Annotated in this window: 18 protein-coding genes and 2 tRNA genes; 12 read left to right on the top strand and 8 right to left on the bottom strand. The window is 50.6% G+C overall.

Annotated features, from left to right (window positions below):
- The first annotated feature begins 139 nt into the window (after nt 1-139).
- The 7 genes from pstB to NSU18_RS09480 all read left to right on the top strand — a co-directional run bounded on the left by pstB (nt 140) and on the right by NSU18_RS09480 (nt 7,515).
- Nucleotides 140-895 (top strand): phosphate ABC transporter ATP-binding protein PstB, encoded by a 756-nt coding sequence (gene pstB, locus NSU18_RS09510; RefSeq protein ID WP_036695861.1) that lies wholly within the window; start codon nt 140-142, stop codon nt 893-895.
- A 79-nt stretch (nt 896-974) separates the two neighbouring features.
- Nucleotides 975-1,634 carry a phosphate signaling complex protein PhoU gene (gene phoU / locus NSU18_RS09505; RefSeq protein WP_036695863.1) on the top strand — a complete coding sequence of 220 codons (660 nt, stop codon included), beginning with the start codon at nt 975-977 and terminating at the stop codon, nt 1,632-1,634.
- 246 nt (nt 1,635-1,880) lie between these two features.
- The gene (polA, locus tag NSU18_RS09500; RefSeq protein ID WP_341148863.1) at nt 1,881-4,553 is read left to right on the top strand and encodes a DNA polymerase I; all 2,673 of its coding nucleotides are present in this window, start codon (nt 1,881-1,883) and stop codon (nt 4,551-4,553) included.
- A gap of 51 nt (nt 4,554-4,604) precedes the next feature.
- Nucleotides 4,605-5,447 (top strand): DNA-formamidopyrimidine glycosylase, encoded by an 843-nt coding sequence (gene mutM / locus NSU18_RS09495; RefSeq protein ID WP_341023207.1) that lies wholly within the window; start codon nt 4,605-4,607, stop codon nt 5,445-5,447.
- A 197-nt stretch (nt 5,448-5,644) separates the two neighbouring features.
- The gene (ytaF, locus tag NSU18_RS09490; RefSeq protein ID WP_341148862.1) at nt 5,645-6,346 is read left to right on the top strand and encodes a sporulation membrane protein YtaF; all 702 of its coding nucleotides are present in this window, start codon (nt 5,645-5,647) and stop codon (nt 6,344-6,346) included.
- Between the two features lie 9 nt (nt 6,347-6,355).
- Nucleotides 6,356-6,952, top strand: coding sequence for a dephospho-CoA kinase (gene coaE, locus NSU18_RS09485; RefSeq protein ID WP_341148861.1), 597 nt, complete (start codon nt 6,356-6,358; stop codon nt 6,950-6,952).
- Nucleotides 6,952-7,515: a lytic transglycosylase domain-containing protein gene (locus NSU18_RS09480; protein ID WP_341023209.1), complete on the top strand. Its 564-nt coding sequence runs from the start codon at nt 6,952-6,954 to the stop codon at nt 7,513-7,515. Before coaE ends, NSU18_RS09480 begins: the two co-directional genes overlap by 1 nt.
- Nucleotides 7,516-7,622: 107 nt before the next feature.
- Here NSU18_RS09480 and NSU18_RS09475 read toward each other — a convergent pair whose 3' ends face one another.
- A complete protein-coding gene (locus NSU18_RS09475) occupies nt 7,623-7,841 on the bottom strand; it encodes an alpha/beta-type small acid-soluble spore protein (protein WP_036695868.1) in 219 nt (72 codons plus the stop codon).
- A 165-nt stretch (nt 7,842-8,006) separates the two neighbouring features.
- Here NSU18_RS09475 and nrdR point away from each other — a divergent pair, with 165 nt between their 5' ends.
- Nucleotides 8,007-8,483, top strand: coding sequence for a transcriptional regulator NrdR (gene nrdR / locus NSU18_RS09470; RefSeq protein WP_341020198.1), 477 nt, complete (start codon nt 8,007-8,009; stop codon nt 8,481-8,483).
- A 285-nt stretch (nt 8,484-8,768) separates the two neighbouring features.
- Here nrdR and NSU18_RS09465 read toward each other — a convergent pair.
- Nucleotides 8,769-8,841: transfer RNA gene (locus NSU18_RS09465), tRNA-Lys, on the bottom strand.
- Nucleotides 8,842-8,847: 6 nt separating this feature from the next.
- Nucleotides 8,848-8,922: transfer RNA gene (locus NSU18_RS09460), tRNA-Ala, on the bottom strand.
- Between the two features lie 121 nt (nt 8,923-9,043).
- On the opposite strand from NSU18_RS09460, the gene NSU18_RS09455 reads away from it, so the two are divergent.
- Complete coding sequence (locus NSU18_RS09455; protein ID WP_341148860.1) at nt 9,044-10,723, top strand: recombinase family protein; 1,680 nt, start codon at nt 9,044-9,046, stop codon at nt 10,721-10,723.
- Nucleotides 10,724-10,725: 2 nt separating this feature from the next.
- Here NSU18_RS09455 and NSU18_RS09450 read toward each other — a convergent pair whose 3' ends face one another.
- The 4 genes from NSU18_RS09450 to NSU18_RS09435 all read right to left on the bottom strand — a co-directional run bounded on the left by NSU18_RS09450 (nt 10,726) and on the right by NSU18_RS09435 (nt 14,271).
- Nucleotides 10,726-11,076, bottom strand: a complete 351-nt coding sequence (locus NSU18_RS09450) for a GNAT family N-acetyltransferase (protein ID WP_341148859.1) — start codon at nt 11,074-11,076, stop codon at nt 10,726-10,728.
- Nucleotides 10,971-11,309: a hypothetical protein gene (locus NSU18_RS09445; protein ID WP_341148858.1), complete on the bottom strand. Its 339-nt coding sequence runs from the start codon at nt 11,307-11,309 to the stop codon at nt 10,971-10,973. The genes NSU18_RS09450 and NSU18_RS09445 overlap by 106 nt, the downstream gene beginning before the upstream one ends.
- Nucleotides 11,310-11,322: 13 nt before the next feature.
- Nucleotides 11,323-12,102 (bottom strand): MurR/RpiR family transcriptional regulator, encoded by a 780-nt coding sequence (locus NSU18_RS09440; RefSeq protein ID WP_341020204.1) that lies wholly within the window; start codon nt 12,100-12,102, stop codon nt 11,323-11,325.
- Between the two features lie 129 nt (nt 12,103-12,231).
- Entirely contained in the window at nt 12,232-14,271 is a 2,040-nt protein-coding gene (locus NSU18_RS09435; protein WP_341148857.1) for an FAD-dependent oxidoreductase, read from the bottom strand.
- Between the two features lie 352 nt (nt 14,272-14,623).
- Here NSU18_RS09435 and NSU18_RS09430 point away from each other — a divergent pair, with 352 nt between their 5' ends.
- The 3 genes from NSU18_RS09430 (at nt 14,624) to NSU18_RS09420 (ending at nt 20,790) form a co-directional block, all read left to right on the top strand.
- Nucleotides 14,624-15,259 carry a TetR/AcrR family transcriptional regulator gene (locus tag NSU18_RS09430; RefSeq protein WP_341148856.1) on the top strand — a complete coding sequence of 212 codons (636 nt, stop codon included), beginning with the start codon at nt 14,624-14,626 and terminating at the stop codon, nt 15,257-15,259.
- A complete protein-coding gene (locus tag NSU18_RS09425; RefSeq protein ID WP_341020210.1) occupies nt 15,256-15,699 on the top strand; it encodes a DoxX family protein in 444 nt (147 codons plus the stop codon). Before NSU18_RS09430 ends, NSU18_RS09425 begins: the two co-directional genes overlap by 4 nt.
- 336 nt (nt 15,700-16,035) lie before the next feature.
- A complete protein-coding gene (locus NSU18_RS09420) occupies nt 16,036-20,790 on the top strand; it encodes an Ig-like domain-containing protein (protein ID WP_341148855.1) in 4,755 nt (1,584 codons plus the stop codon).
- Nucleotides 20,791-21,013: 223 nt separating this feature from the next.
- Here the strand turns inward: NSU18_RS09420 and NSU18_RS09415 are convergent, their stop codons facing one another.
- Entirely contained in the window at nt 21,014-22,318 is a 1,305-nt protein-coding gene (locus NSU18_RS09415) for a TerD family protein (protein WP_341148854.1), read from the bottom strand.
- Nucleotides 22,319-22,358: the final 40 nt, after the last annotated feature.

The following is a 22,358-nucleotide window of genomic DNA, read 5'->3' as shown; positions in this document are numbered from 1 at the left end:
CACAAGATAAGCACCTTCTCCTGGCGCATATCTTACTACACAAGGATTTTACACTGCGTTAACAATTCTCTGGAGCTCTATTTACACTGAAAGCTTATCATGGGGAACGAAGATGATGAGAAGGAGACAACAGAAACTAATGAAATCCATCATTGACATAGAGAAGCTAGATCTCTACTATGAGTCATTCCATGCCCTGAAGAACGTGGATTTGCAGATTCCGGAGAAGCAGGTGACCGCTTTTATCGGACCTTCCGGCTGCGGGAAATCCACACTGTTGCGTACTCTTAACCGTATGAACGACATGATTCCCGGAACACGTATTGAAGGTAAAGTAAATATCGGCGGCAAAAACATCTACAGCGACGAGATCGAAGTGGAGAGTCTGCGTAAGCAGGTGGGGATGGTGTTCCAGCAGCCCAATCCTTTTCCCAAGTCGATCTATGATAACGTGGCTTACGGTCCGCGCCTGCACGGTGTGAAGAGCAAAGCTGAGCTGGATGTTCTTGTAGAGCAAAGCCTGCGCCAGTCCGCGCTCTGGGAGGAAGTGAAGGATTTCCTCAAGAAGTCTGCCTTAAGCCTGTCCGGCGGGCAGCAGCAGCGTCTCTGTATTGCCAGAGCCCTTGCCGTACAGCCGGATATTCTGCTGATGGATGAGGCGACGTCTGCGCTGGATCCGGTGTCCACGCTCAAGATTGAGGAGCTGGTCCAGGAGCTGCGGGATAAGTATACGATTGTAATGGTCACGCATAATATGCATCAGGCCGCCCGGGTATCGGGACGCACTGTATTTTTCCTGAACGGTGTTATTGTGGAAGCTGCGGACACGGAGCTGTTATTCTCCAACCCGAAGGATTCCCGCACAGAAGACTATATCTCCGGCCGCTTCGGCTAAGAATGCCTGATTCGCAAGTCTCAGGTTCACTCCGTTCACCCGATATGACCATATGTTTTTGAGGAGGATCACTTTCGATATGATTCGCAGAAAAGAATTCGACAAAGATCTGGAAGAACTGCGCACCCTGCTGCAGCAGATGGGCGAGCATGTAACGGATGCCCTGGATGGTGCGATACTGGCCCTGCAGACCCTTGATACGGCACGGGCACAGGAGATTGTCAAAGCGGACCTGCGGCTGAACGCCATGGAAGACCGGATTATGGAAATCGGCTCACGGCTGATCATCACCCAGCAGCCAGTGGCGAAGGACTTGCGCCGCATTATTGTAGCCTTCAAAATCTCCAGCGATCTGGAGCGTATGGGCGATCTGGCACTGGATGTAGCCAAGGTAACAATGCGTATTCAGGGACAGCAGCTGATTAAGCCGCTTGTGGATATTCCGCGTATGGCTGAGCTGGTGACGATCATGACCACCGAGGCTATTCAGTCTTATCTGGACGAGAATACGGATCTGGCCTACAAAATGGCGCAGGATGACGATCAGGTCGATGGCCTGTACAGCGCGATGATTAACGAACTGTACACGTATATGGTTCAGAAGCCGGAAACCGTGAATCAGGCGATGCTGCTCACTCTGGTTGGCCGCTATATTGAGCGGATTGCCGACCATGCAACGAATATTGGTGAGAGTGTAGTGTATCTGGTTACAGGGAAACGTCCGGATTTGAACCAATAACCGTATAATGATGGCGCATAGATGCTGCTTTGCAGAGCTCTGCGCCTTAAGCGTCAGACAGCAAGCCACCTCCCCGGGGCTTGCCTTTTTTTGTTTTAAAGCGCGCTTCACTTGGCAAACCTGTATTCCATACCATTAGCAGCAGCTAAGGAGCGGGCAGGTGTGGATCTGTGGTCTCAGGTTCTTTTTTGTACGGAGCATATGGTACTATGTAAAGAGAAAGCAAGATAAAGGCGAGGTGCTAGTGTGGACAAGCTGATACTCATTGATGGAAATAATATCATTTACCGGGCGTTCTTCGCCATGCCGCCGCTGACGAATACAGCGGGACAGCAGACGAATGCGGTATACGGTTTCACGACGATGCTGCTCCGTTTGCTGGAGGAGCATAAACCGACACATATGATTGTGGCTTTTGACGCGGGAAAGATTACTTTCCGGCATGAAGGCTATGAAGATTATAAGGGCGGACGCCAAAAGACCCCGCCGGAGCTGTCCGAGCAGTTCCCGCTGCTCAAGGAGCTGCTGAAGGGTCTGGGAGTTCCGCAGTTCGAGATTGCCGGCTACGAGGCTGACGATATTATCGGCACCATCTCCAGGGAAGCGGATGCCGCCGGCCGTCAGGTAATGATTGTGTCGGGGGATAAGGATATGCTGCAGCTGGCTTCCGAGCATACCACCATCGCGCTGGTGCGCAAGGGAGTTACGGAAGTGGAGCTGTACGGGCCTAAGCAGATCCGCGACAAATATGATCTCACCCCTGAGCAGATCATTGATCTGAAGGGGCTGATGGGCGATGCCAGCGACAATATTCCCGGGGTGCCGGGAGTCGGGGAGAAGACGGCGCTTAAGCTGCTCCAGCAGTTCGGATCGGTGGAGGGCGTGCTGGCCGGAACCGGTGAGCTGAAGGGGAAGATGAAGGAGAAACTGGAAGAGCATGCGGACAGCGCCATTATGAGCAAAAAATTGGCGACGATCTACCGTGAGGTTCCGCTTGAACATACCTGGGAGGATATGGTGTTCAGCGGTATTGCTGCCGATACGGCGGGCCCTGCCCTGGCAAAGCTGGAGTTCAAGTCCCTGCTGGAGCGGCTGTCGCTCAGCGCCTATTCGCATGGGGCGGACGGCAGTCTGTCCAGCCCCGCAGCAGTGGAAGCGGCTGAGCTGACGATTACCCTCGTTGACGAAGCCGGAATAGAGCAGCTGATTCAGGCACTGCCGGGCATCTCCGCCCTGCATGTGGAATCTAACGGGGAGAACCCGCACCGTGCTGAAGTGATCGGCCTCGGGCTGTCTTCGCCGGAGCAGCATTATTTTGTGCCTTTTGCCCTGCTGAAAAGTCCGGCGGCAGCACCTCTGCGGGACTGGCTCGGTGATGAGCAGGCGCCGAAGAGCGGGTATGATCTGCACCGGGCCGATCTGGCTCTGCATTGGCAGGGAATTGCTTTTGCCGGAGCCGCTAACGATGTTCAGCTGGCCGCTTACCTGCTGGACCCGACGGAAGCGAGCCAGAATCTGAATGACCTGACAACGAAATACGGCCTGCCCCGCTTGTCGCCGGATGAGGATGTTTTCGGCAAAGGGGCCAAATATAGAATTCCTGAGCTTGCAATTCTCGGTGAGCATGTCGCCCGCAAGAGTGCGACTGTGCTTGGCATTGTGCAGAAGCAGCAGGAGGAGCTGGACAAGACGGACATGACCGGTCTGTTCCAGGACCTGGAGATGCCGCTGTCACGGATTCTCGCTGATATGGAGAAGCAGGGCATTGCTGTGAATAAGGATGATCTCATTCAGCTCGGCAAGGAATTCGAAGCCCAAATCTCCCGGCTGGTCACTGAGATTTACGCCGCCTGCGGAACCGAATTCAATCTGAATTCTCCGAAGCAGCTGGGCGAGGTTCTGTTCGTGAAGCTCGGTCTGCCGGTTGTGAAGAAGACGAAGACCGGATATTCGACCGATGCCGAGGTACTGGAAAAGCTTGCGCCTTATCATGACGCCGTGCGCCTGATTCTGCAATACCGCACCCTGGCCAAGCTGCAATCTACGTATGTCGAAGGTTTAATGAAGGAAATTTCGCCGGAGACGGGCAAGGTGCATACCTTCTACCGGCAAACGATTGCTGCTACGGGCCGGCTCAGCAGCCAGTTCCCGAACCTGCAGAATATTCCAATCCGGCTCGAAGAGGGCCGCAAGCTCCGTAAGGTATTCGTGCCCTCCGAGCCGGGCTGGTCGATTCTGGCAGCGGATTACTCGCAGATCGAGCTGCGTGTGCTGGCACATATCTCGGGCGATGAGCGGATGAAGGAAGCTTTTGTCGAGGATATGGATATTCATACCAAGACCGCGATGGACGTATTCGGCGTCCCTGCGGAGAGTGTGGACAGTAATATGCGCCGGTCCGCCAAAGCGGTTAACTTCGGGATTGTGTACGGCATCAGCGATTACGGCCTGTCGCAGAACCTGAACATTCCCCGTAAGGAGGCAGCCCGGTTCATTGAACAGTATTTCGAGGTGTTCCAAGGTGTGCGCCGTTATATGGATGATATTGTGGTCGAGGCCCGTAAGCAGGGGTATGTGACTACGCTGCTGGAACGCCGCCGTTATCTGCCGGAGATTAATGCGAAGAACTTCAATCTGCGTTCCTTTGCAGAACGTACGGCGATGAATACGCCGATTCAGGGAACCGCTGCGGATATTATCAAGCTGGCCATGGTTCATATGGACAAGGCACTGCATGAGCGCGGCCTGAAGAGCCGGATGCTGCTCCAGGTACACGATGAACTGGTATTCGAGGTGCCGGAGGAGGAGCTGGAGCAGATGAAGCAGCTGCTGCCCGAGGTGATGGCCGGAGCGCTGCAGCTGTCAGTTCCGCTGAAGGCAGAGGTAAGTTATGGAAGCAACTGGTACGAAGCGAAATAGGCTCCCCGTACATGGAAGATATCCGGTATAATGGAGTGGAGGTGAGCCATGATGCCGGAATTGCCGGAAGTCGAAACAGTCAGAAGAACACTTAATGAGTTAATTACAGGCAAGCAGATAGAGCATGTCACCGTCCGGCTGCCGCGGATTATTCAGCGCCCGGATGATATTCAGGCCTTTGCCCATATGCTGGCAGGCCATAGTGTGGTTACAGTTGAACGCAGAGGCAAGTTCCTGCGTTTCGTATTTGACGGGCTGGTGATGGTCTCCCATCTGCGGATGGAGGGCCGTTACGGCGTCTACCGTGAGGGCGAGCTGCTGGACAAGCATACGCATGTTATTTTCCATTTCACAGACGGGACAGAGCTGCGTTATACGGATGTGCGCCAATTCGGGACGATGCATCTGTTCCAGCCGGGAGAGGATCTGCAGCTGAAGCCGCTGAACAAGCTGGGGCAGGAGCCGCTGGATGCCGATTTCACGCTGGAACGGTTCAAAGAGATTGTCGCGAAGCGGAGCACCAAGATCAAGCCGCTGCTGCTCAATCAGGAATATATAGTAGGTATCGGCAATATTTATGTAGATGAGTCTCTGCATCGTGCAGGAATCCACCCGGAGGAGACCGCGAAGTCCCTCACCGAGGATCAGCTGGCCAGGCTGCACCATGCTATTGTCGCAACACTGACAGAGGCTGTGAATGCCGGAGGCTCCTCCGTGAAGTCGTATGTCAACGGCCAGGGGGAGAGCGGAAGCTATCAGGATCAGCACAAGATCTATGGACGTAAGGATCAGCCGTGTGCCACCTGCGGTACGCTGATTGAGAAGAGCGTAGTCGGCGGACGGGGAACGCATTATTGTCCCACCTGCCAGCCCGTACCTGTACTGATTCTGTAATTTTTATTTAGAGTCATCTGCATTTACCGCCCTTTTCCGGGCCAGTTACACCTGAGTTATAACCGTTCTGTATAAAGGCAGGCACTTACTGCCCGTCCCGCCCATATAATGTGTGAAGATTGCTGATTATGGCGAAACGGAGCTCCGGCTTGGATGCTTAATCCACCGGCTCCGGTTCTTCACGGGAGGGATTGCGGGTGCTGAGCCCATTGTTGTCTTTGCTGTTGCTTGCGTTTGCGCTTAGTCTGGATGGATTTGGTGTAGGCATTACATATGGACTGCGTAAAATGAAAATTCCCCTGCTCTCCATTATCATTATTTCGCTCTGTTCAGGGGTCGTCATTTATGGTTCTATGCAAGTGGGCGTGCTGCTGGCCAATGTAGTCTCTCCGAATGCCGCTTCCAGTGTCGGAGCGGTTATTCTCGTCTTGATGGGCTGCTGGTCCCTGTTCCAGATGCTGACGCAGAAGGAGAAGGAGCAGGGAGAGACAGTGCCTGGACAGGAGACCATACTGGAGACGGCTGCTTCCGTACAAAGTGCCGAGACAGTGCTGAAGCCGGCAGTATTCTCGCTGGAGCTGCGCCATCTGGGCGTGGTGATACAGATTCTCCGGACGCCGTCTTCCGCCGATATGGATGCTTCAGGGAGTATTTCCTCCATGGAAGCCATGATTCTGGGGATCGCGTTGTCACTGGATGCCTTTGGGGCCGGCCTTGGTGCGGCACTGCTCGGATTCAGTCCGTGGTCCACCTCGCTGATGATCGCTGTATTCAGCGGAACCTTTTTGCTGATGGGAATGAAGACGGGACTGAGATTATCCGGCAGCTACTGGATGAAGCATGCGGCTGCGCTGCCCGCGATATTATTAATTGTAATGGGTATAATGAAGTTATTATGAGGTGAGTACATGATTATAGGCTTAACCGGAGGCATAGCTTCGGGAAAAAGCACCGTGTCTGCGCTGTTTGTCCGCAAGGGAGCTGCACTGGTGGATGCCGATGTCATCGCCAGAGAGGTGATGCTCCCCGGACATCCGGTGCTGGCGGCAGCGGTGGAGGCTTTTGGAGACCGCATCCTGCTGCCTGACGGTTCGCTGGACCGGGCGGGTCTTGGTGAGATTGTCTTCCGGGACCCGGAGGCGCTCAAGACACTGAATAACCTGACCCATCCGGCAATCCGCAGGGAGATCAAGGACAGAATGTATGCGCTTGAGCAGGAGAATCCGCAGCGGCTGGTCATTGTCGACATTCCGCTGCTCTACGAATCAGAGCTGGATTCCTTATTTGAGCAGATTATTGTGGTCTATGTCCCAAGGAGGGTGCAGTTAGCCCGCCTCATGGAGCGGAGCGGAATGAAGCTGGAGCAGGCTGAGGACCGGCTGAGGTCGCAGATGGATATTGAACTTAAGCGCAGGAAAGCAACATTTGTGATCGACAATAGCGGTGATCTGCAGTCTGCCGAGCTTCAGGTTGCCCGGTTGTGGGACAGGCTGGGCCTGATATGATGAAGTGGTTACGTAAAAAAAGAGTCCTGCTGCTGCTGTTCATCGGCTTCACCGCGATTCTGTTTCTAGGCTCCAACTGGATGTCATGGTTTTATCCTATTCATTATAAAGCAGAGATCCGCCAGCACAGCCGGACGTATGAGATGGACCCGTTTCTGGTGGCATCCATCATCCGGGTGGAGACCAATTATAAGACCGGCCGTGAATCCAAAAAAGGCGCGCTGGGACTCATGCAGCTGATGCCGGATACCGCCAAGTGGGCGCTCGAAAAGGCCAAGCTTCCTGAGGTATCGCTGGAACGGCTGAAGGAAGAGCCCTCGTCCAACATTGAACTGGGCACCTGGTATTTGTCTACGCTCTCTAAGCAGTTTGACGGCAACCGTATAGCAGTTATCGCCGCCTACAATGCCGGACCCGGCAAGGTGCAGAGCTGGCTGGATGAAGGGCAGTGGGACGGAACAGAAGCCTCTGTGAAGGATATTCCGTTCGGTGAGACCCGTCATTACGTGCAACGCGTGATTTATTATTATGATCAATACACTGAGCTCTACAGTGAGTTCTAGGTGCTTGTTACTTCTGTTGCTCTTATGTAAAAAGAAGCATCAAACGGCCGGAGGCCGTTCGATACTTCTTAGGCAAGCTTATGTCGTGTTTAGCAGGTTATTTGTACTTATTTGTACTGACCTGCCAATTGCTGTTCAGCCAGGGTTACAAGACGTTTAGTGATGTAACCACCGATCGAACCGTTTTCGTAAGAAGTTTTATTGCCTTGGTATCCGTCTGGGGAGAGGGTGATACCTAGTTCCTGGGCAACTTCATATTTCAGTTGTTCCAAGGCACCGCGTGAGTTTGGAGCTACCAGGTTATTGGAGTTGTTATTTTGGCTCATTGCTGTTCACCTCCTATCGGTTGGTAACTGTATTATGTGCCGGACATGTCAGATTCATAACAACAAATAAACGGTGTTTTCTGGAAATTAAATGATGCCCGAATAGCCCTTGTGTATCAAGGGACCGGGCCAATCCATTCTAATGATGAGGAAGTGAAGAAGCTTATGAAATGTCCTTACTGCGACCACACCAATACCAAAGTCCTGGACTCGCGCCCGGCCAATGAGAATAAGTCCATCCGCCGCAGGCGGGAATGCGAGCTGTGCAGCCGCCGTTTCACCACCTTCGAGATGATTGAAGAGACCCCCCTGATTGTGATCAAAAAAGGCGGCAGCCGTGAAGAGTTCAGCCGTGACAAAATCCTTCGCGGCCTGATCCGTGCCTGCGAGAAGCGTCCGGTTCCTGTAGAGCGTCTGGAGGTCATCGTATCCGAGGTGGAGAAAAGCCTGCGCGGCATCGCCCTCGCCGAGATCGAGAGCCGCCAGATCGGCGAGCTGGTCATGGAGCAGCTCTACCCTGTTGACGAGGTAGCCTACGTCCGCTTCGCATCCGTGTACCGCCAGTTCAAGGACATTAACATGTTCATGAAGGAACTGAAGGGATTGCTGTCCAAGAACACGGAGGAGCTGGAGGGGCTGTAAGGGGTTTGGGGAATGAAGGGGTTGGTCTTGGGTTAAAGGGCCAGTTTCCGGGTGGGCTGCTATGGGGTGTACGGGACAGCCACACAAATGAACTAGGTACTTATTGGTGAATGAACCGATGGGTGCCTTATTTGTTGTGTTGTATAGGAAATTATACTGTCAGTCTGTATGCGAAAAACCGAACACATTTGAAATGATTGTGTTGAATTGCTTATGAACGTATAGGATTGAGGGGCTTTAATTTGAACAAAAAAAAGACCCTGGTCAGGGTCTTTAAAAATGTGATGGACTCTCAGGGGCTCGAACCCTGGACAAATAGATTAAGAGTCTACTGCTCTACCAACTGAGCTAAGAGTCCATGGAATGGTGGAGAATAGGGGATTCGAACCCCTGACCTCTTCGCTGCCAGCGAAGCGTTCTCCCACTGAACTAATTCCCCATTCGTTTTTCTCACAAGAAATAATATATCATAAATATATTTCTCAGTCAACATTATTTACAAAAAGAATAATAAGGATTAAAATATGGTAGTATATATGACTGATGGGAGGTCTTTCGATATGGGGGATAAGAGGCGGGTCGCAGCATTTTACAGAGTATCAACAAAGGGGCAGCTTGAAGGAAATGATATTCCTATGCAACGTAGGGCTTGTCAAGAGTTTATTAATAGTAAGGGTTGGATGTTGGTAAAAGAGTATACGGAGAAAGGCGTTTCTGGATATAAGACAGCGAATGAGGACAGAGATGAAATTCAACGTGCTAGATATGATGCAGAAAATAGTCACTTTGATGTATTGCTTTGTTTCATGTTCGACAGATTAGGAAGAAGGACATATGAAACTCCTCTGTTATTAAAATGGTTCAACTCAATGGGAATTGAAGTCTGGTCAGTAAAAGAAGGTCAACAAGAATTTACAGACGAAGGGCATGACATAACAAACTTCCTTAGATTCTGGCAATCGAATAACGAATCTCAAAAAACTTCGATGCGCGTTGATGAAAAACATACACAAATGGCCGAAGATGGTGCATTTAGAGGTGGCACTGCCCCATTCGGATACCGGTTAACACCTTCAGGAATTAAAAATAAGAAAGGCAAAGAGCTGATGAAGCTGGAAATAAATGAAGAACAAGCTACCATCGTCAAACAGATGTTCAATATGGTGATAAAAGAGGGTTTTGGAAGTAATCGAATTGCTAAGTTTCTTAATGAAAATACAATCCCCACTTCTACCGGAGGTAAATGGAACACTGCTGCTGTGAACTTTATTCTTAGAAATCCTGTGTATAAAGGGTATCCGGCCTATGGAAAAAGAAAATCGGTTGAAGGGATTTTTGAGACTAAAGGTAAAGCAGAATGGACGATGCCCGAAAAACAACAACTTCAATTAGTAATTATCGATAAAGAAGATTTTGATAATATTCAATTGCTAAGAAGTTCTAGGTCGAAAGAACAAGTTAAAGACCATAATCGGGAACGAGTTAACACCTCGGTAGGCCCGCTTCTATTGGTCGGGTTTATAAAATGTGGTTATTGTGGCTCCCCTTTGACTACAACATATAATGCCAAAAAATACACTCTTGCTGATGGTACGATTAAAATGTGGAAACGGGCGGTTTATCGATGTTCTGGCAAAGCGTTAAGGAAGGTTGATTGCAAGGGGCAGACTATTTATGCACAAAATAAAATTGAAGATACTGTTGCTGATGTTGTTAATCAATATCTCGCATCTTTGAAAAAGATAGACTACATAGAATTTTCCAGAGGTTATGATCTAGAGGAGTATAAGGATATTAAAGAATTCCTTGATAAAAAAAATCAAGAGTTGGCAAGCGAATATGTTGAATTGAACTTACTTAAAAAGGAAGTGACAAAAAGTATTTTGGGAAAGAGTGCCTTCAAGCCAGAACTATTAAATGAAATGATTGAGGATAAAGAAAAGGAATTGCAAAAACTTGATCAGGAAGTCAGATCACTTGAGGAGCAACTTCAGACGAAAAAACTAGAATTAAGTGAAATTATAGAATTGGCCAAAAATATTAGTGGGTGGATTTTAAAATATAATGAAGCTAGCCATGACAACAAAAAAGTTATGTTGAGATGGATCATTGAAAGGATAACAGTATTCAAAGATCAGATTGAAATTGAATTTAGGCCGGATATCACAAAGTTCTTATCGAGTGCCGGGAACGGTAATATAACTGAACTGAGGAAAAGAACGCATCGCTGGCATGCGTGAGGCTAGCGTTCTAATTCTTCATAAGACATAACTATGGTTTGAAAATAGGGCTTGAATCCAAGCTTTATATAAAGCGTATTGGCTTCGTGGCTTGCTCTCAGGGTCGCTGTCCGCACACCCTTGTTATGTAAATCATTGAGGGTTTTGAGGCACAGAGCGCTTGCAGCACCTTGATTTCGATACGGCTGCAGGGTGGATACAAACTCAATGGATGCCTGATTGCCGGTCTGCATGGCAGCCGAGGTAGCTATGGGAACACCATCCAGGTAAGCAAGATAAAAAGATAGCTCGCTGCGTGAAAGCCAAAATTCGTAATATGGTTTGCAGGCTTGGAGCTTGGCGGGATAAACCATATTTTTGGAAGTGCTCCTGTTTTTAAGTCAGGCAGCAGATTGCCAATATGCTCGCTTGCTGTATCCTCCTCAAGAGATACTTTAAAAACTAGTGAGGGGCCGTCGAAGCCGGGCAAAGGAGAAATCCATTCCACTTCCCCCTGGTGATATTGCATATGTTCTGCCAACGCCAGGGTGTGCAGATATTGTTCCATTCCCTGAGTGATGCAATTCACATAATAATCGTGATTCATAAATGGCCTCCCTCTATCGCTTCCCTAAGAGCAGCTTGTTCCGTAAGCGAAGCCCAATGTAGTTAAGCAGCACCTGCATCAGCAGGCTGTCTACTTGGGTGCCGGTGCCTTCGTATTGCAGCGACAGGTCAACAATGTTCTCTATACCTTGTAGCCTTACGTGAGCTATGCAGGCAGTCCGGGCACCTTTTTCCTTAGCCCTCTTCAACTGCTGCACCTGATGAAGATTATACTGCGGCATATAGATCAAGCTGATGACGGCCGACTTTTCGTTCACACCGTCAACGGCATTGACTTGATAGTTGGGGTCGATAAACGCTTTGGTTTTTTTGCCCAGGAGCACCAGCTCCACCTGAAGCCGCCAGATCTCGGAATGCAAGGGAATACCGATGAAAACGATCTCGTCACTGGATTCGATCATGGACAGCAGCGAAGTGATCGCCTGTCCATCCAGTTGGCTGGTGGTTGCCTTAATCTTCTCGGCCAGCAGCTCACCATAGGCTACCGGATCTATGTCCTCTTCCTTCAATGCAGGATAGTATTTGCCGTCATATTGATATTGCAGAGGCGTCTGCTCATAGATCATCCGGAAGCTTGAGAAGTTGTCATAATACATCTGCCGCATGAAGCGGCTGACCGTAGAGACTGAAATATGGTTGGACTCAGCGAATTCCTGTATGCTTGAAGTCTGAAGCTGGTTATAGTTCTCCAGCATAGTTTTGGCAACATCAAAGTAAATATCATCCTGATCATAGGTGTTATAGCACTCCAGCAGCGCGAGAATATCTAACATGACGTACAGACTCCCTTTATAGTTTTACTTCATTATAATCGGATTCGGGTGGAGAAGATTCAGCACAAAATCGCCCATACCGGGTAAAGGTAGGGCGATTTTTTAACAATTGTGCAATTCGTTGTCTAATTACTTATGCGAGTACCCGGCAGCATGGATACCGGCCAGCCGGCCGGAGGTATAGGCAAAGCCAAGTGTACCGCCTTCAAAATCAACATAGGCCTGTCCGTACATCCCGCCTGCATCAGCGCCGGCAACGTAAAGTCCAGGAATGGCCCGGCCGTCCGAATCAGTGGCTTCGATCTTCTCATTGATGCGTACGCCGCCCAGCGTTCCGAGGTTACGTCCGACATACTTAATGGCATAATAAGGACCTTGCTTGAGCGGAACCAGCCGCTTCGTGTCGGAGAAGAACATAGGGTCATTGCCCTGGGCGATAGCAGTATTATACTGGTTGGCGGACGCAAGGAACGTATCCTTGTCCACGCCGATCTCCTGAGCCAGTGCCTCCAGTGAATCTGCTTTGTGGACAACACCGGTACCTTTCATTGAATCCAGCAGCGGAGTGTAGTCCGTAGGCTTATTCTCATCTGCAAGTATAACATCTGTATCATTCGGTTCATTGAATTCCATGTAGAATTGCCGGTTGCCCTTCCATTTGGAGAAATGCGGCTCGATGGCAGCCAGGCCCTTCTTCTTGATGGTGTTCAGCATGGCGGAGTCCAGAATCAGGAATTCCGTCTCTTTGGGCTGCATGTGAATCTCAGCGCCGTGCACAGCGAAGAGGGTAACCTTAGTCTCATCGGAAAAGCGCTGGCCCAGCGTATTCACTCTCAGGTTCGGGTACTCACTGAACTTGGTCAGGCTGTACCAATCCTTGTTGATCGGGGCCAGCTTAGCGATCTCTTCAGGCGTAAAGATTTGCGCAAAATACTGGGACGAGGTCATTCCGTATGGATCAGCACCAGCCTTCCAGGCCATTTGGATGCCGTCACCTGTATTTGTAGCAATCTGTCCCGGAGTGAACTTCTTGCCGAAATACTTCTCCATCATCTCGCTGTTGCCGCCGAAGCCGCCTGTTGCAATGACGACAGCCTTGGCGTTCACTTTGAGCTTGGAGCCATCCTCTTTCTTAGCCAGCACGCCGGTTACTGCACCGTCAGAGTCTGTCAGCAGCTCAGTCACCGGAGTACTGAAGCGAACCTGTCCTGATTTGGCTTCAAAAGACTTGATCAGCTTGGTAATCGCAACTGTGCCGCCTTCCTGGTATCCGTGCAGCGTGGCAGGCATTCCGATATGCTCAAAGGCAAAGCCGGTGCCGGCATCCACCAGGGTCATTTTGGCGCCATTTGCATTCAGCCAGTCAACTGTCTTACCGGCTTCATCAATAATGGTGCGGACCAGCAGTGAGTTCATGTATCCATCTGAGGCCGCCATGTATTGGTCATAGAGCCATTGCTTGCTGACTGTGGCCTTCTTGTCCTTCTGCTGCTGGGAATCGGCGGCGAACATGCCTCCGGCCATAGTGCCGGCTCCCATAGGTGTAGCTGTCTTCTCCAGCAGTACGACGCTGGCCCCGCTGTCTTCGGCGGCAAGCGCCGCAGCTGTACCGGCCGCACCGGCACCTACCACGGCTATATCCACCGTGATCTCCTCTACTTCCTTATTCTCGGCAGTGGCCTTGGCCTGCTTCAGGACGGCTAGATCCCCGCCTGCCTGCTTGGCGCAATCTTCCACCGCGTCCAGAATACCCTTAGTGGTCATAGAAGCGCCGGAGACGGCATCGATTGCGAGGCTTTGCTCACTGATGATTTTTTCAGGAACAATCTTTAGCGGCCCTTGGGCAATGCCTTCCGTTTCATTCTGGCTTAACACCTTGATGCTTTTGATCGCGGTCTCGGTGAATTCTGTTTCCACTTCGATCGGACCGTTTTTTCCGTTCCCCTTGGCCGTGTATTTCCCCGGCTTGAAGGAGAGTGCTGCGCCAGGTGCAGAAGGGCTTGCCTTTGCCAGTTGACTTGTCGCTGCCGCCGCCGCTTGCTTCTCAACGTTCTGCGGAGTTACTTCTGTCCCCTTGTTCGCAGAGCTGCTACAGCCCGCAAGTGAGATTACCAGTATCGCAATAATAGCCAGCAGAACTCCTTTGTACCCCCAGTGTTTCTTTTGCATAATGCAGTTGCCTCCCCAACATTCTTTGAGATGTATATCCTCTATTTGAAGGTAACATGTAACACATTTCACATGGAGGTCTGGATCAGACCGCTCTACTTCTGATTTAGAAGAGGAAGGGCGATACGGCACGCAACATTTACCGAATGTGAGCTGTTCAACGGCCGTAACACTGAACCTGTAGGATTGCGATCTTGCGGCAGTTACTTAAAGCAGAATTCCGTTGCAGTCCGAAATCTCCCGGATTTTGATATACCAATTTACAAACCGATGGTCGGTATGTATAATCAGCAGTAATCATATTTTAAATTAACTCAATCTTAACTATGCCGGACAAAAGAGGAGAATAGCGATGAAGAACGCAGACCGCCGCAAGCAGACAATCCGGCAGCTGTTGGAGGCTACCAAGGAGCTGCTGCGGGACAAAAGCTGTCACGCCATTACTTTGAAGGACATCATGGAGCGGTCGCAATTGTCGAAGGGGGCTATTTTTCATTATGTGAAAAGCAAGGATGAGATTTTTGCCTGGGTGCTGGAGGAGCGGCTTGATGCTGTGAATGATCGTTTCGAGGAGGAAGTGGCAGGCAGTCTGGACAAAGCCTTCGAGGGGCCGATGCTGGCGATTGCAAGAAGTCTGGCCGGACTGGAGGACAGCCATGAGGCGACGAATAAGGTGCTTCTATACCTGCTGGGCAAGGAGAATGAGCCGGTGGTAGCGGAGGTGCTTAAGCAATTTCATGAGCGGTCGGTATCCGTATCCAGACAATGGATTAGTACGGGACAGAAATATGGAGTGATCAAAGAAACAGTGAATCCTGATGAGACGGCGGAGCTGTTCGTTCTGTTGTCACTGGGTCTGCGGGTGCGGGCCTCCATGCGTCCCTCTAACGAGTCCCTTTCTGCAAGAGAGGTATCTGAGTTCATGGCTGGTATTCTGAAGAATGAAGATGAAGCATTATCAAGTGATAGAAGGGGAGAGTTTAAATGATTCCTTTTTATGCGCTCATCGCATCCTTTTTGCTGTTCCGGGGAATGGGTCTGCTGGGCCTCCAGTATTGGAATGACTGGCAAACCGCCCTTCAATGGGCCGTAGCTGTGATGCTGCTGCTCGGAGCTTCGGCTCACTGGGGACGGCGGCGGCCGGATTTAGTTAGAATGGTACCGCCTGTTTTCCCGGGGAAGGAATGGATTGTGACGGTTACCGGAATGCTGGAGATTACCGGGGCTATTGGATTATTGCTGCCCGCTGTTTCCTTGGCGGCCGCAGTGTGTCTGGTTGTGCTGCTGACCGCCATGCTCCCCGCCAATATCTATGCTGCCCGCAATCACCTGACGATTGGCGGCAAGCCGGTCCCGAAATTGCCGGTACGTCTAGCGATTCAGCTTGTTTTTATAGCGGCGGTACTGCTGGCTTCTCCGTTGATCTAATTACTGTAAGCCGTACAATCATGCTCACAGGTAACACTCCCCTTGTTCATAGGATAGCCATAGAGACTGATAATAAAAATAGCACCTATGAGTGAAAGCTCAAAGTGCTATTTTTTGCTATTTTTTTTAGAAAAATCAGGACTTTTTCATTTTTTTTAGAGCCATACCCCAATTAGGTCCTCGTGAATCGGTTTTTGTCGAGAATTGTTAAGAGTTTGTTTAGAGCGGTCTGCTAGAATGGAGCCCAGATATGAAATTTCTAAGGGGGCAGATGCTACACTCCAGCAGAATTTGCAATATAGCGCACAGGATGAATGAACAAGGGGGAGCGATACATTGTTTAAGGGTAAGGGATTGAAAAAAGTTTTCTCGTTGCTACTCACGATCAGTTTGGTTTGGACCGGGGCCTTTCCGGTATATGCGGGTTCAACAGATAATGGTGCGGCAAGCTGGACTACACTAGATACGGCACCAGACGGAATTACATTAAATGCAGTAGCAATAGGCACCGGTACAGTAATGGTGGGCAATGAAGGGGAGATTGGTGCGTTAAGCAGCTCCATGACCTGGACAGACCGGGAATCAGGTGTGACCGAGAATTTGAACGATATTATCCATACAGGAACAGATGGCGAATATGTTGCAGTCGGTGCCAACGGGATAGTCCTAACGTCAACAAATGGCGTGTCCTGGACACCCTCCGATGGATTCATCACTATGAAATGGAATGGAGTCAGTTACGGTGATAAAAAATTAGTTCTAGTCGGCGAATCAGGATCTATCATGATGAAAAATGACAACGACAATGACCCTGATTGGAATATAGTATACTCAGACACTAATGCGAATCTGAACGCTGTGGCTTACGGCAACGGTACGTTTGTAGCTGTGGGTGATAACGGTACAGTGGTAATGTCCAAAGATGGATCTGATTGGACTAAGGTAACACGCAAAACAACCGAAAATTTAAAGGGCATCAGCTTCGGCGGTGGCATGTTCATGGCTGTCGGGGCGTCCGGAACCATCATTATCTCTCCGGATAGTAAGAGAGGCGTTGAGCAGGCCCTGGATTCTAAAGTGAATCTGAACGGAGTGACTTACGGGAACGGGGTATTTATGGCCGCTGGAGACGGCGGTAAGGTTATCTCTACTAGTGATATGGGGCAGAATTGGAAGCCTGAAAATACAGGTACGACAGCAACCCTTAATGGAATCGCATTTAATCAGAGCCATAACCGCTTTATCGCTGTGGGTGTAACTGGTGTGATCATTGAGTCCAATGCCGTTCCAAACATTCCGCGGGTGCTCAGTCTGACTCCGGGAAATGATGATACCGATGTGGAGATTAATGCCAATCTGGTTCTGACCTTCAATCAGCCGGTGGATGAAGCAACTGGAAATATCCGGATTTTCAAGGCTGCGGATCTGTCTGCTCCGGTTGAAATCATCCCGGCGAAGGATAGCAGGGTATCAGTAGATCCTGTTAATAATACCGTAACAATTAATCCGGGCGAGGATTTTGTTGAAAGCACTAAATATTCCGTAACAATTGACGAGAATGCCTTCATCAATAAGAGCGAATATGGAAATTCCGCGATTGCAGCGGGTGAATGGAGCTTCACGACAGTAGCTGGAGCAGCAGATACCACAGCTCCGGCTGTAGACAGTTTGACTCCGGAGCGTTGGGGGACATCAGTAGACACTGACACCGATCTTACGATTACGTTCACTGAGGATGTAATGAAGGAGAGCGGCAACATTCTGATTTACAACAGCACGGAACGCGATATACCGGAACAGATTATTCCTGTTAATTCGGATAATGTAATGGTGAATGGCAGTGTTGTTACTATTGAACTGTTGTTCTCTTTGAAACACAGTACTAGTTATTATGTTGAAATCGGAGACGTAGCATTCAAAGATGCAGCGGATAACTATTTCTCCGGCATCATAGACAGTAACACCTGGTGGTTTACAACAAACGATGCGCCAGATACTACACCGCCGTTAGCAAGCGGCTTTACTCCTGAGAATGGGGCAAAGAATGTAGAGATTGGCACCAACCTGAGCTTTATTTTCAACGAGGATGTACAGAGATCGGAAGGCAGCATTAAAATATATAACAGCACGAACAGCAGTGTTCCGCCGGTGACGATTCCTGCCGAATCTATTCAAGTCATCATTGACGCTAATGTAGTAACGATCAATCTGGAGGCTGACCTCGATTACAGTACAACCTACTATGTACAGATTGAGAACAATGCATTTGCGGATATGGCGGGCAACAGCTATGCGGGTATCACTAACGATACAACCTGGCGGTTTACTACTACCAGCGAGCCCGATAAGACTGCGCCAATTGTATACACATACTCACCTGCGAACGGTGCAGCAGATGTAGCGGTTGGAACTGATCTGGAGCTTACTTTCAGCGAGAATGTAAGGGCAGGGGAAGGCAGCATTAAGATCTACAGCCCTGACTCCGACAAAGCGGTAGCTACTATTGCTGCCAGTAAGGCAATCATTCTGAACAACAAAGCAACAATCCACCTGGCTCAACATCTGGAGTATGGTACAAGCTACTATGTGAGAATTACAGGAGATGCCTTCGCAGATCTATCCGGCAACTTCTACTCCGGAATTGCGGACAGTACAACCTGGCAGTTCACCACCCCGGCTGCGCCAGATACAACTGCACCTGTGTTGAACACGTACACACCTGCGAATGGTGCAACAGGTGTAGCTATTGGAGCTAATCTGGAGCTTACCTTCAGTGAGAATGTAAAGGCTGGTGAAGGCAATATCGTCATTTACAATAGTGCGAATCATGCACCGGTAGCGACGATTCCTGCAGCTTCCGGGAATGTAACTATTCATAGCAATGCAGTGACGATTAATCCTACGGATGATCTGAAGTATGGTGTGAGTTACTATGTACAGATTGGAGCCGGGGCATTTACTGATCTCGCAGGCAACGGCTATGCCGGTAATGCAGAGAGTACAGTCTGGCAGTTCACAACCACAGATGCACCGGATCGGATCTCGCCAACGGTGATCACATATTCACCGGAGCCATGGGCCACCGAAGTGGCAGTGAACACGAATCTGGTCCTTAGCTTCAGCGAAAATGTACGGGCAGCAGCGGGTACTATTGAGATTTTCCGCAGCACCGATGATAGTCATCCGGTAGCGGCGATTCCTGCTCTTTCGGACAGGGTAACGATCCTGAACAATGTCGTAACCATCAATCCGGCGGATAACCTGGAGCATGGGACGAGTTACTTTGTACGGGTTACAGAGGGAGCATTTACAGATCACGCGGGCAATGGCTATGCCGGGATTGCAGGCATTAACGCCTGGCGGTTTGTGACTACCAGTGCACCGGATACAGCAGCACCTGTAGTAACCTCTTACAGTCCGGCAGGCAGTGCAACGCATGTACCTGTATCTGCTATACTCTCACTGACTTTTAACGAGAATGTGCTTGCTGGAAAAGGGAATATTGAGCTTGTAAATGCAGCAGATCATGAGATTGTAACGACAATCGAAGCGGGCAATCGGGAGCTTGTCACTATTACAAACGATATCGTTAGCATCAATACTAGCAGTTTATTGAAGCAGGGCGGCAGCTATTATGTGCTGATCGAGCCGGGTGCTTTTACAGATGAATCAGGTAACAGCTATGCAGGACTTGCGGATAGTAAGGTATGGAGCTTCTCGACAGTTCCTGTTCCGGTCACACCAACTGATTCTCCTACACCGGCACCGGGCGGCGGTTCAGGCTCAGGAGGGGGAGCCCCGGCTCCGGTACCGACACCAATCCCGCAGACTGAAAGCATCAATGCGAATGTTGAAAACGGTGCTGCTCAAGGCTCTATGGTCTCCTCCGTTGTCATTACCCGCACCAAGGATTCAAACGGTGTGAAAAGTGACACTCTTACGTTCACATTGGATCAGGCCATCCGGGCAGTTAATGAGCTTAAGGCCGCAGGGTCCAATATTGCCAAAATCATCGTGCCTGATAAGAATGACGAGGTGGCTGGAACCAGATTGACTATTCCGGCAACCTCCAGCAAGCAATTTGCTGATAATCAGATTATGCTGGATCTATTTACAGTGAATGCTGAGGTGAAGGTGCCGGGCAGCTCAATGGCTGGATTCGGTACAGATATTTACTTCAACCTCGTTCCACTGAAGACATCACAGCAGAGCGCAGAGGTTGAAGCTCTTGCAAAAGCACAGGTACAGAGTGTATCCCGCGGTGCGGCAGTTACGTTAGTAAGCCGTCCTGTAACAATTGAGACCAATCTGCAGAGCCGTCCGGTTACGCTGGTATTACCGCTTAATAACACTTCGTTAACGGCGGAGCAACTGAAGGCACTTGCGGTCTTCATTGAACATAGCGACGGCACCAAAGAATTGGTCAAGGGAGAGATCGTACCTTTTGGCCAGACCGGAAAGTCAGGCATTCAATTTAGCATCAGCAAATTTAGTACCTTTACCGTTGTACTTGCACAAGATCCTGCGGTACAGGTGAAGGCGTATATGACGGGTTATGCCGATGGCACCTTCAAGCCAGGGAACAGCATTACCCGGGCAGAAGCGGCCAGCATCATTGCCCGCACCTTCAGCCAGTCCAATGTTACTGCTGGCGTAGCGTATTCCGATGTTCCTGCCGGACACTGGGCGGCAGAAGCAATCGGTCAAGTGACGCGAAGCGGCATCATGAAGGGTTACAGCGGAGGCAGCTTCAAGCCTAACCAGACAATTACAAGAGCCGAAATGGCGACCATTTTGTCCCGCTTGATTATAAGCGCACAAGACCATGCGGCCGGCTTCAGTGATATTTCCGGACATTGGGCTCAGGCAGCCATTGAACGGATGTCTCAGGCTGGCATCATCACCGGTTACGAAGACGGCACGTTCCGTCCGGACCAGACGTTAACGCGTGCAGAAGCTGTAACTATCGTCAACCGTGCCCTTGATATCGCTCCGCTGACCAGCGCAGTTCAGAAATGGACAGATGTCCCGGTGGGCTACTGGGCATTCGGCAGCATTCAGGCAGCTTCTGTAGATCATACGGCAGAATAAAATAATTACAGCACAAACAGCCCTTCCATCCGTCTTAGACGGGGAAGGGCTGTTTTGTGCTGGGGGCTAAATGCCTTATGCTGCACTGCCATGAGGGCACGTGGGCTCAATGTATACGAAAAACCGACCACATTGGTCCGGCAGAGGGTGGCTCAGCGCTATCGGCGGTATCACCGCCCGCCAGGGGACGTTTTTCCTATTCATGCTGGCCGCTACTTGATGCCTACTTACTCCCGGCCTCCCACCGCAGATTCCAGTGGTAACGCTGGTCCAGCTCCTCATGACCGCTGAAATACTCCACAAGCCGTTCCACGCTGAAGCTCCCATCCGGTTGGCTGTGAAGCATGGCGATGGCGCACATTCCCTTATCGTTGTTGTGCTCGTCCAGCTGGACCTTGATCTCAGGCCCGCCCTGCTGGCTTATGGTTACAACGGCGCCGGCTTGTGACCAGTTTGCCACGCCCTCATAGATGAGGGCAAAGATAACAATCCGCTTGATCTCGGAGAGATAGTGGCTGTTAATCCGCAGATTCTCGCCCGTGGCAATCGAGCCGGTGCGATCATCTCCGTCCAGGAGGATGTAAGGCGGCCGGTTCAGACTGCCGAAGGATTCACCGAGCGCCTGGACCGCGCCTTTGAGGCCATTGCTCAGCTCAAACAGACAGCCCAGATCGAGATCTATCCCTTTTCTGCCGAACCAGCTGGAGGATTCGGTCTGAACCCAGTTGAGATTGATGACGATCTCCTCCGCAGCTCCCGGCCCGCTCTGAAGCCGGACCGTCTCTCCCCGGTTCTTCAGCAGCCGTTCTCCAGAATTCTCTGGAGAACCGGGCGGCGAAGCCGGAGGCAACAGGTCCGCTGGCCTCTGCTTAGGGCGTGGCCGCAGCTCCGGCAGAACAAAAGGAGATTTCCGGGGCGGAGCCTCCGGTCTCGCTGTCTGAACCAATGCCTGAGCCGTATCCGCCGGTATCCCGTAGCTATGGCACAGGGCGGGCAGGCCGCCGGCATAACCAGAGCCGACCGCACTGAATTTCCATTCGCTCCGATACCGGTAGAGCTCCCCGGCAACGATGGCAGTTTCCACCGAATAACCGTTGCCCAGCGGATAACGCAGCAGCTCCGTTCCGTCCGCAGCGCTCATAATCCGCAGATAGGCACCGTCCAAGGAAGAGAAGCTCTGCTGCCGCTTCACAGCTTCATGGATCGTCAGCACAAACGCAATGCGCTCATATTCCGCAGGAATCTGGTCGAGCCGGACAGCGATTTGTGCTTGGTCAGCCGTGCCTGTGCTGATCCGTTGCTCAGGGGATAATAGAGCTACAGACTGATCACCGGCAGCGGGATGCCCATAGAATATGAGATCCGCCGCAGAGGAGACCCGCTGTGCCTCTGTAAGCAGAACAGCAGAGCTATCAATCTCAATCCCGGCTCCCGCAGCCTGCCAGCCCAGGCCGATGATGAGCTGCGTGAGGCGGGGGTTGTCTTTGGTTATGCTGTATTTTTGCCCCTTGATAAGCTCAAGTGTCATTGAGAACCAACCTTTCCTATGTGTAGTTCAAGCTTGTATA

This window comes from Paenibacillus sp. FSL H8-0048 (assembly GCF_038002825.1).
Lineage (GTDB): Bacteria > Bacillota > Bacilli > Paenibacillales > Paenibacillaceae > Paenibacillus_AQ.
This window is presented reverse-complemented; position numbering and strand designations above follow the sequence as displayed.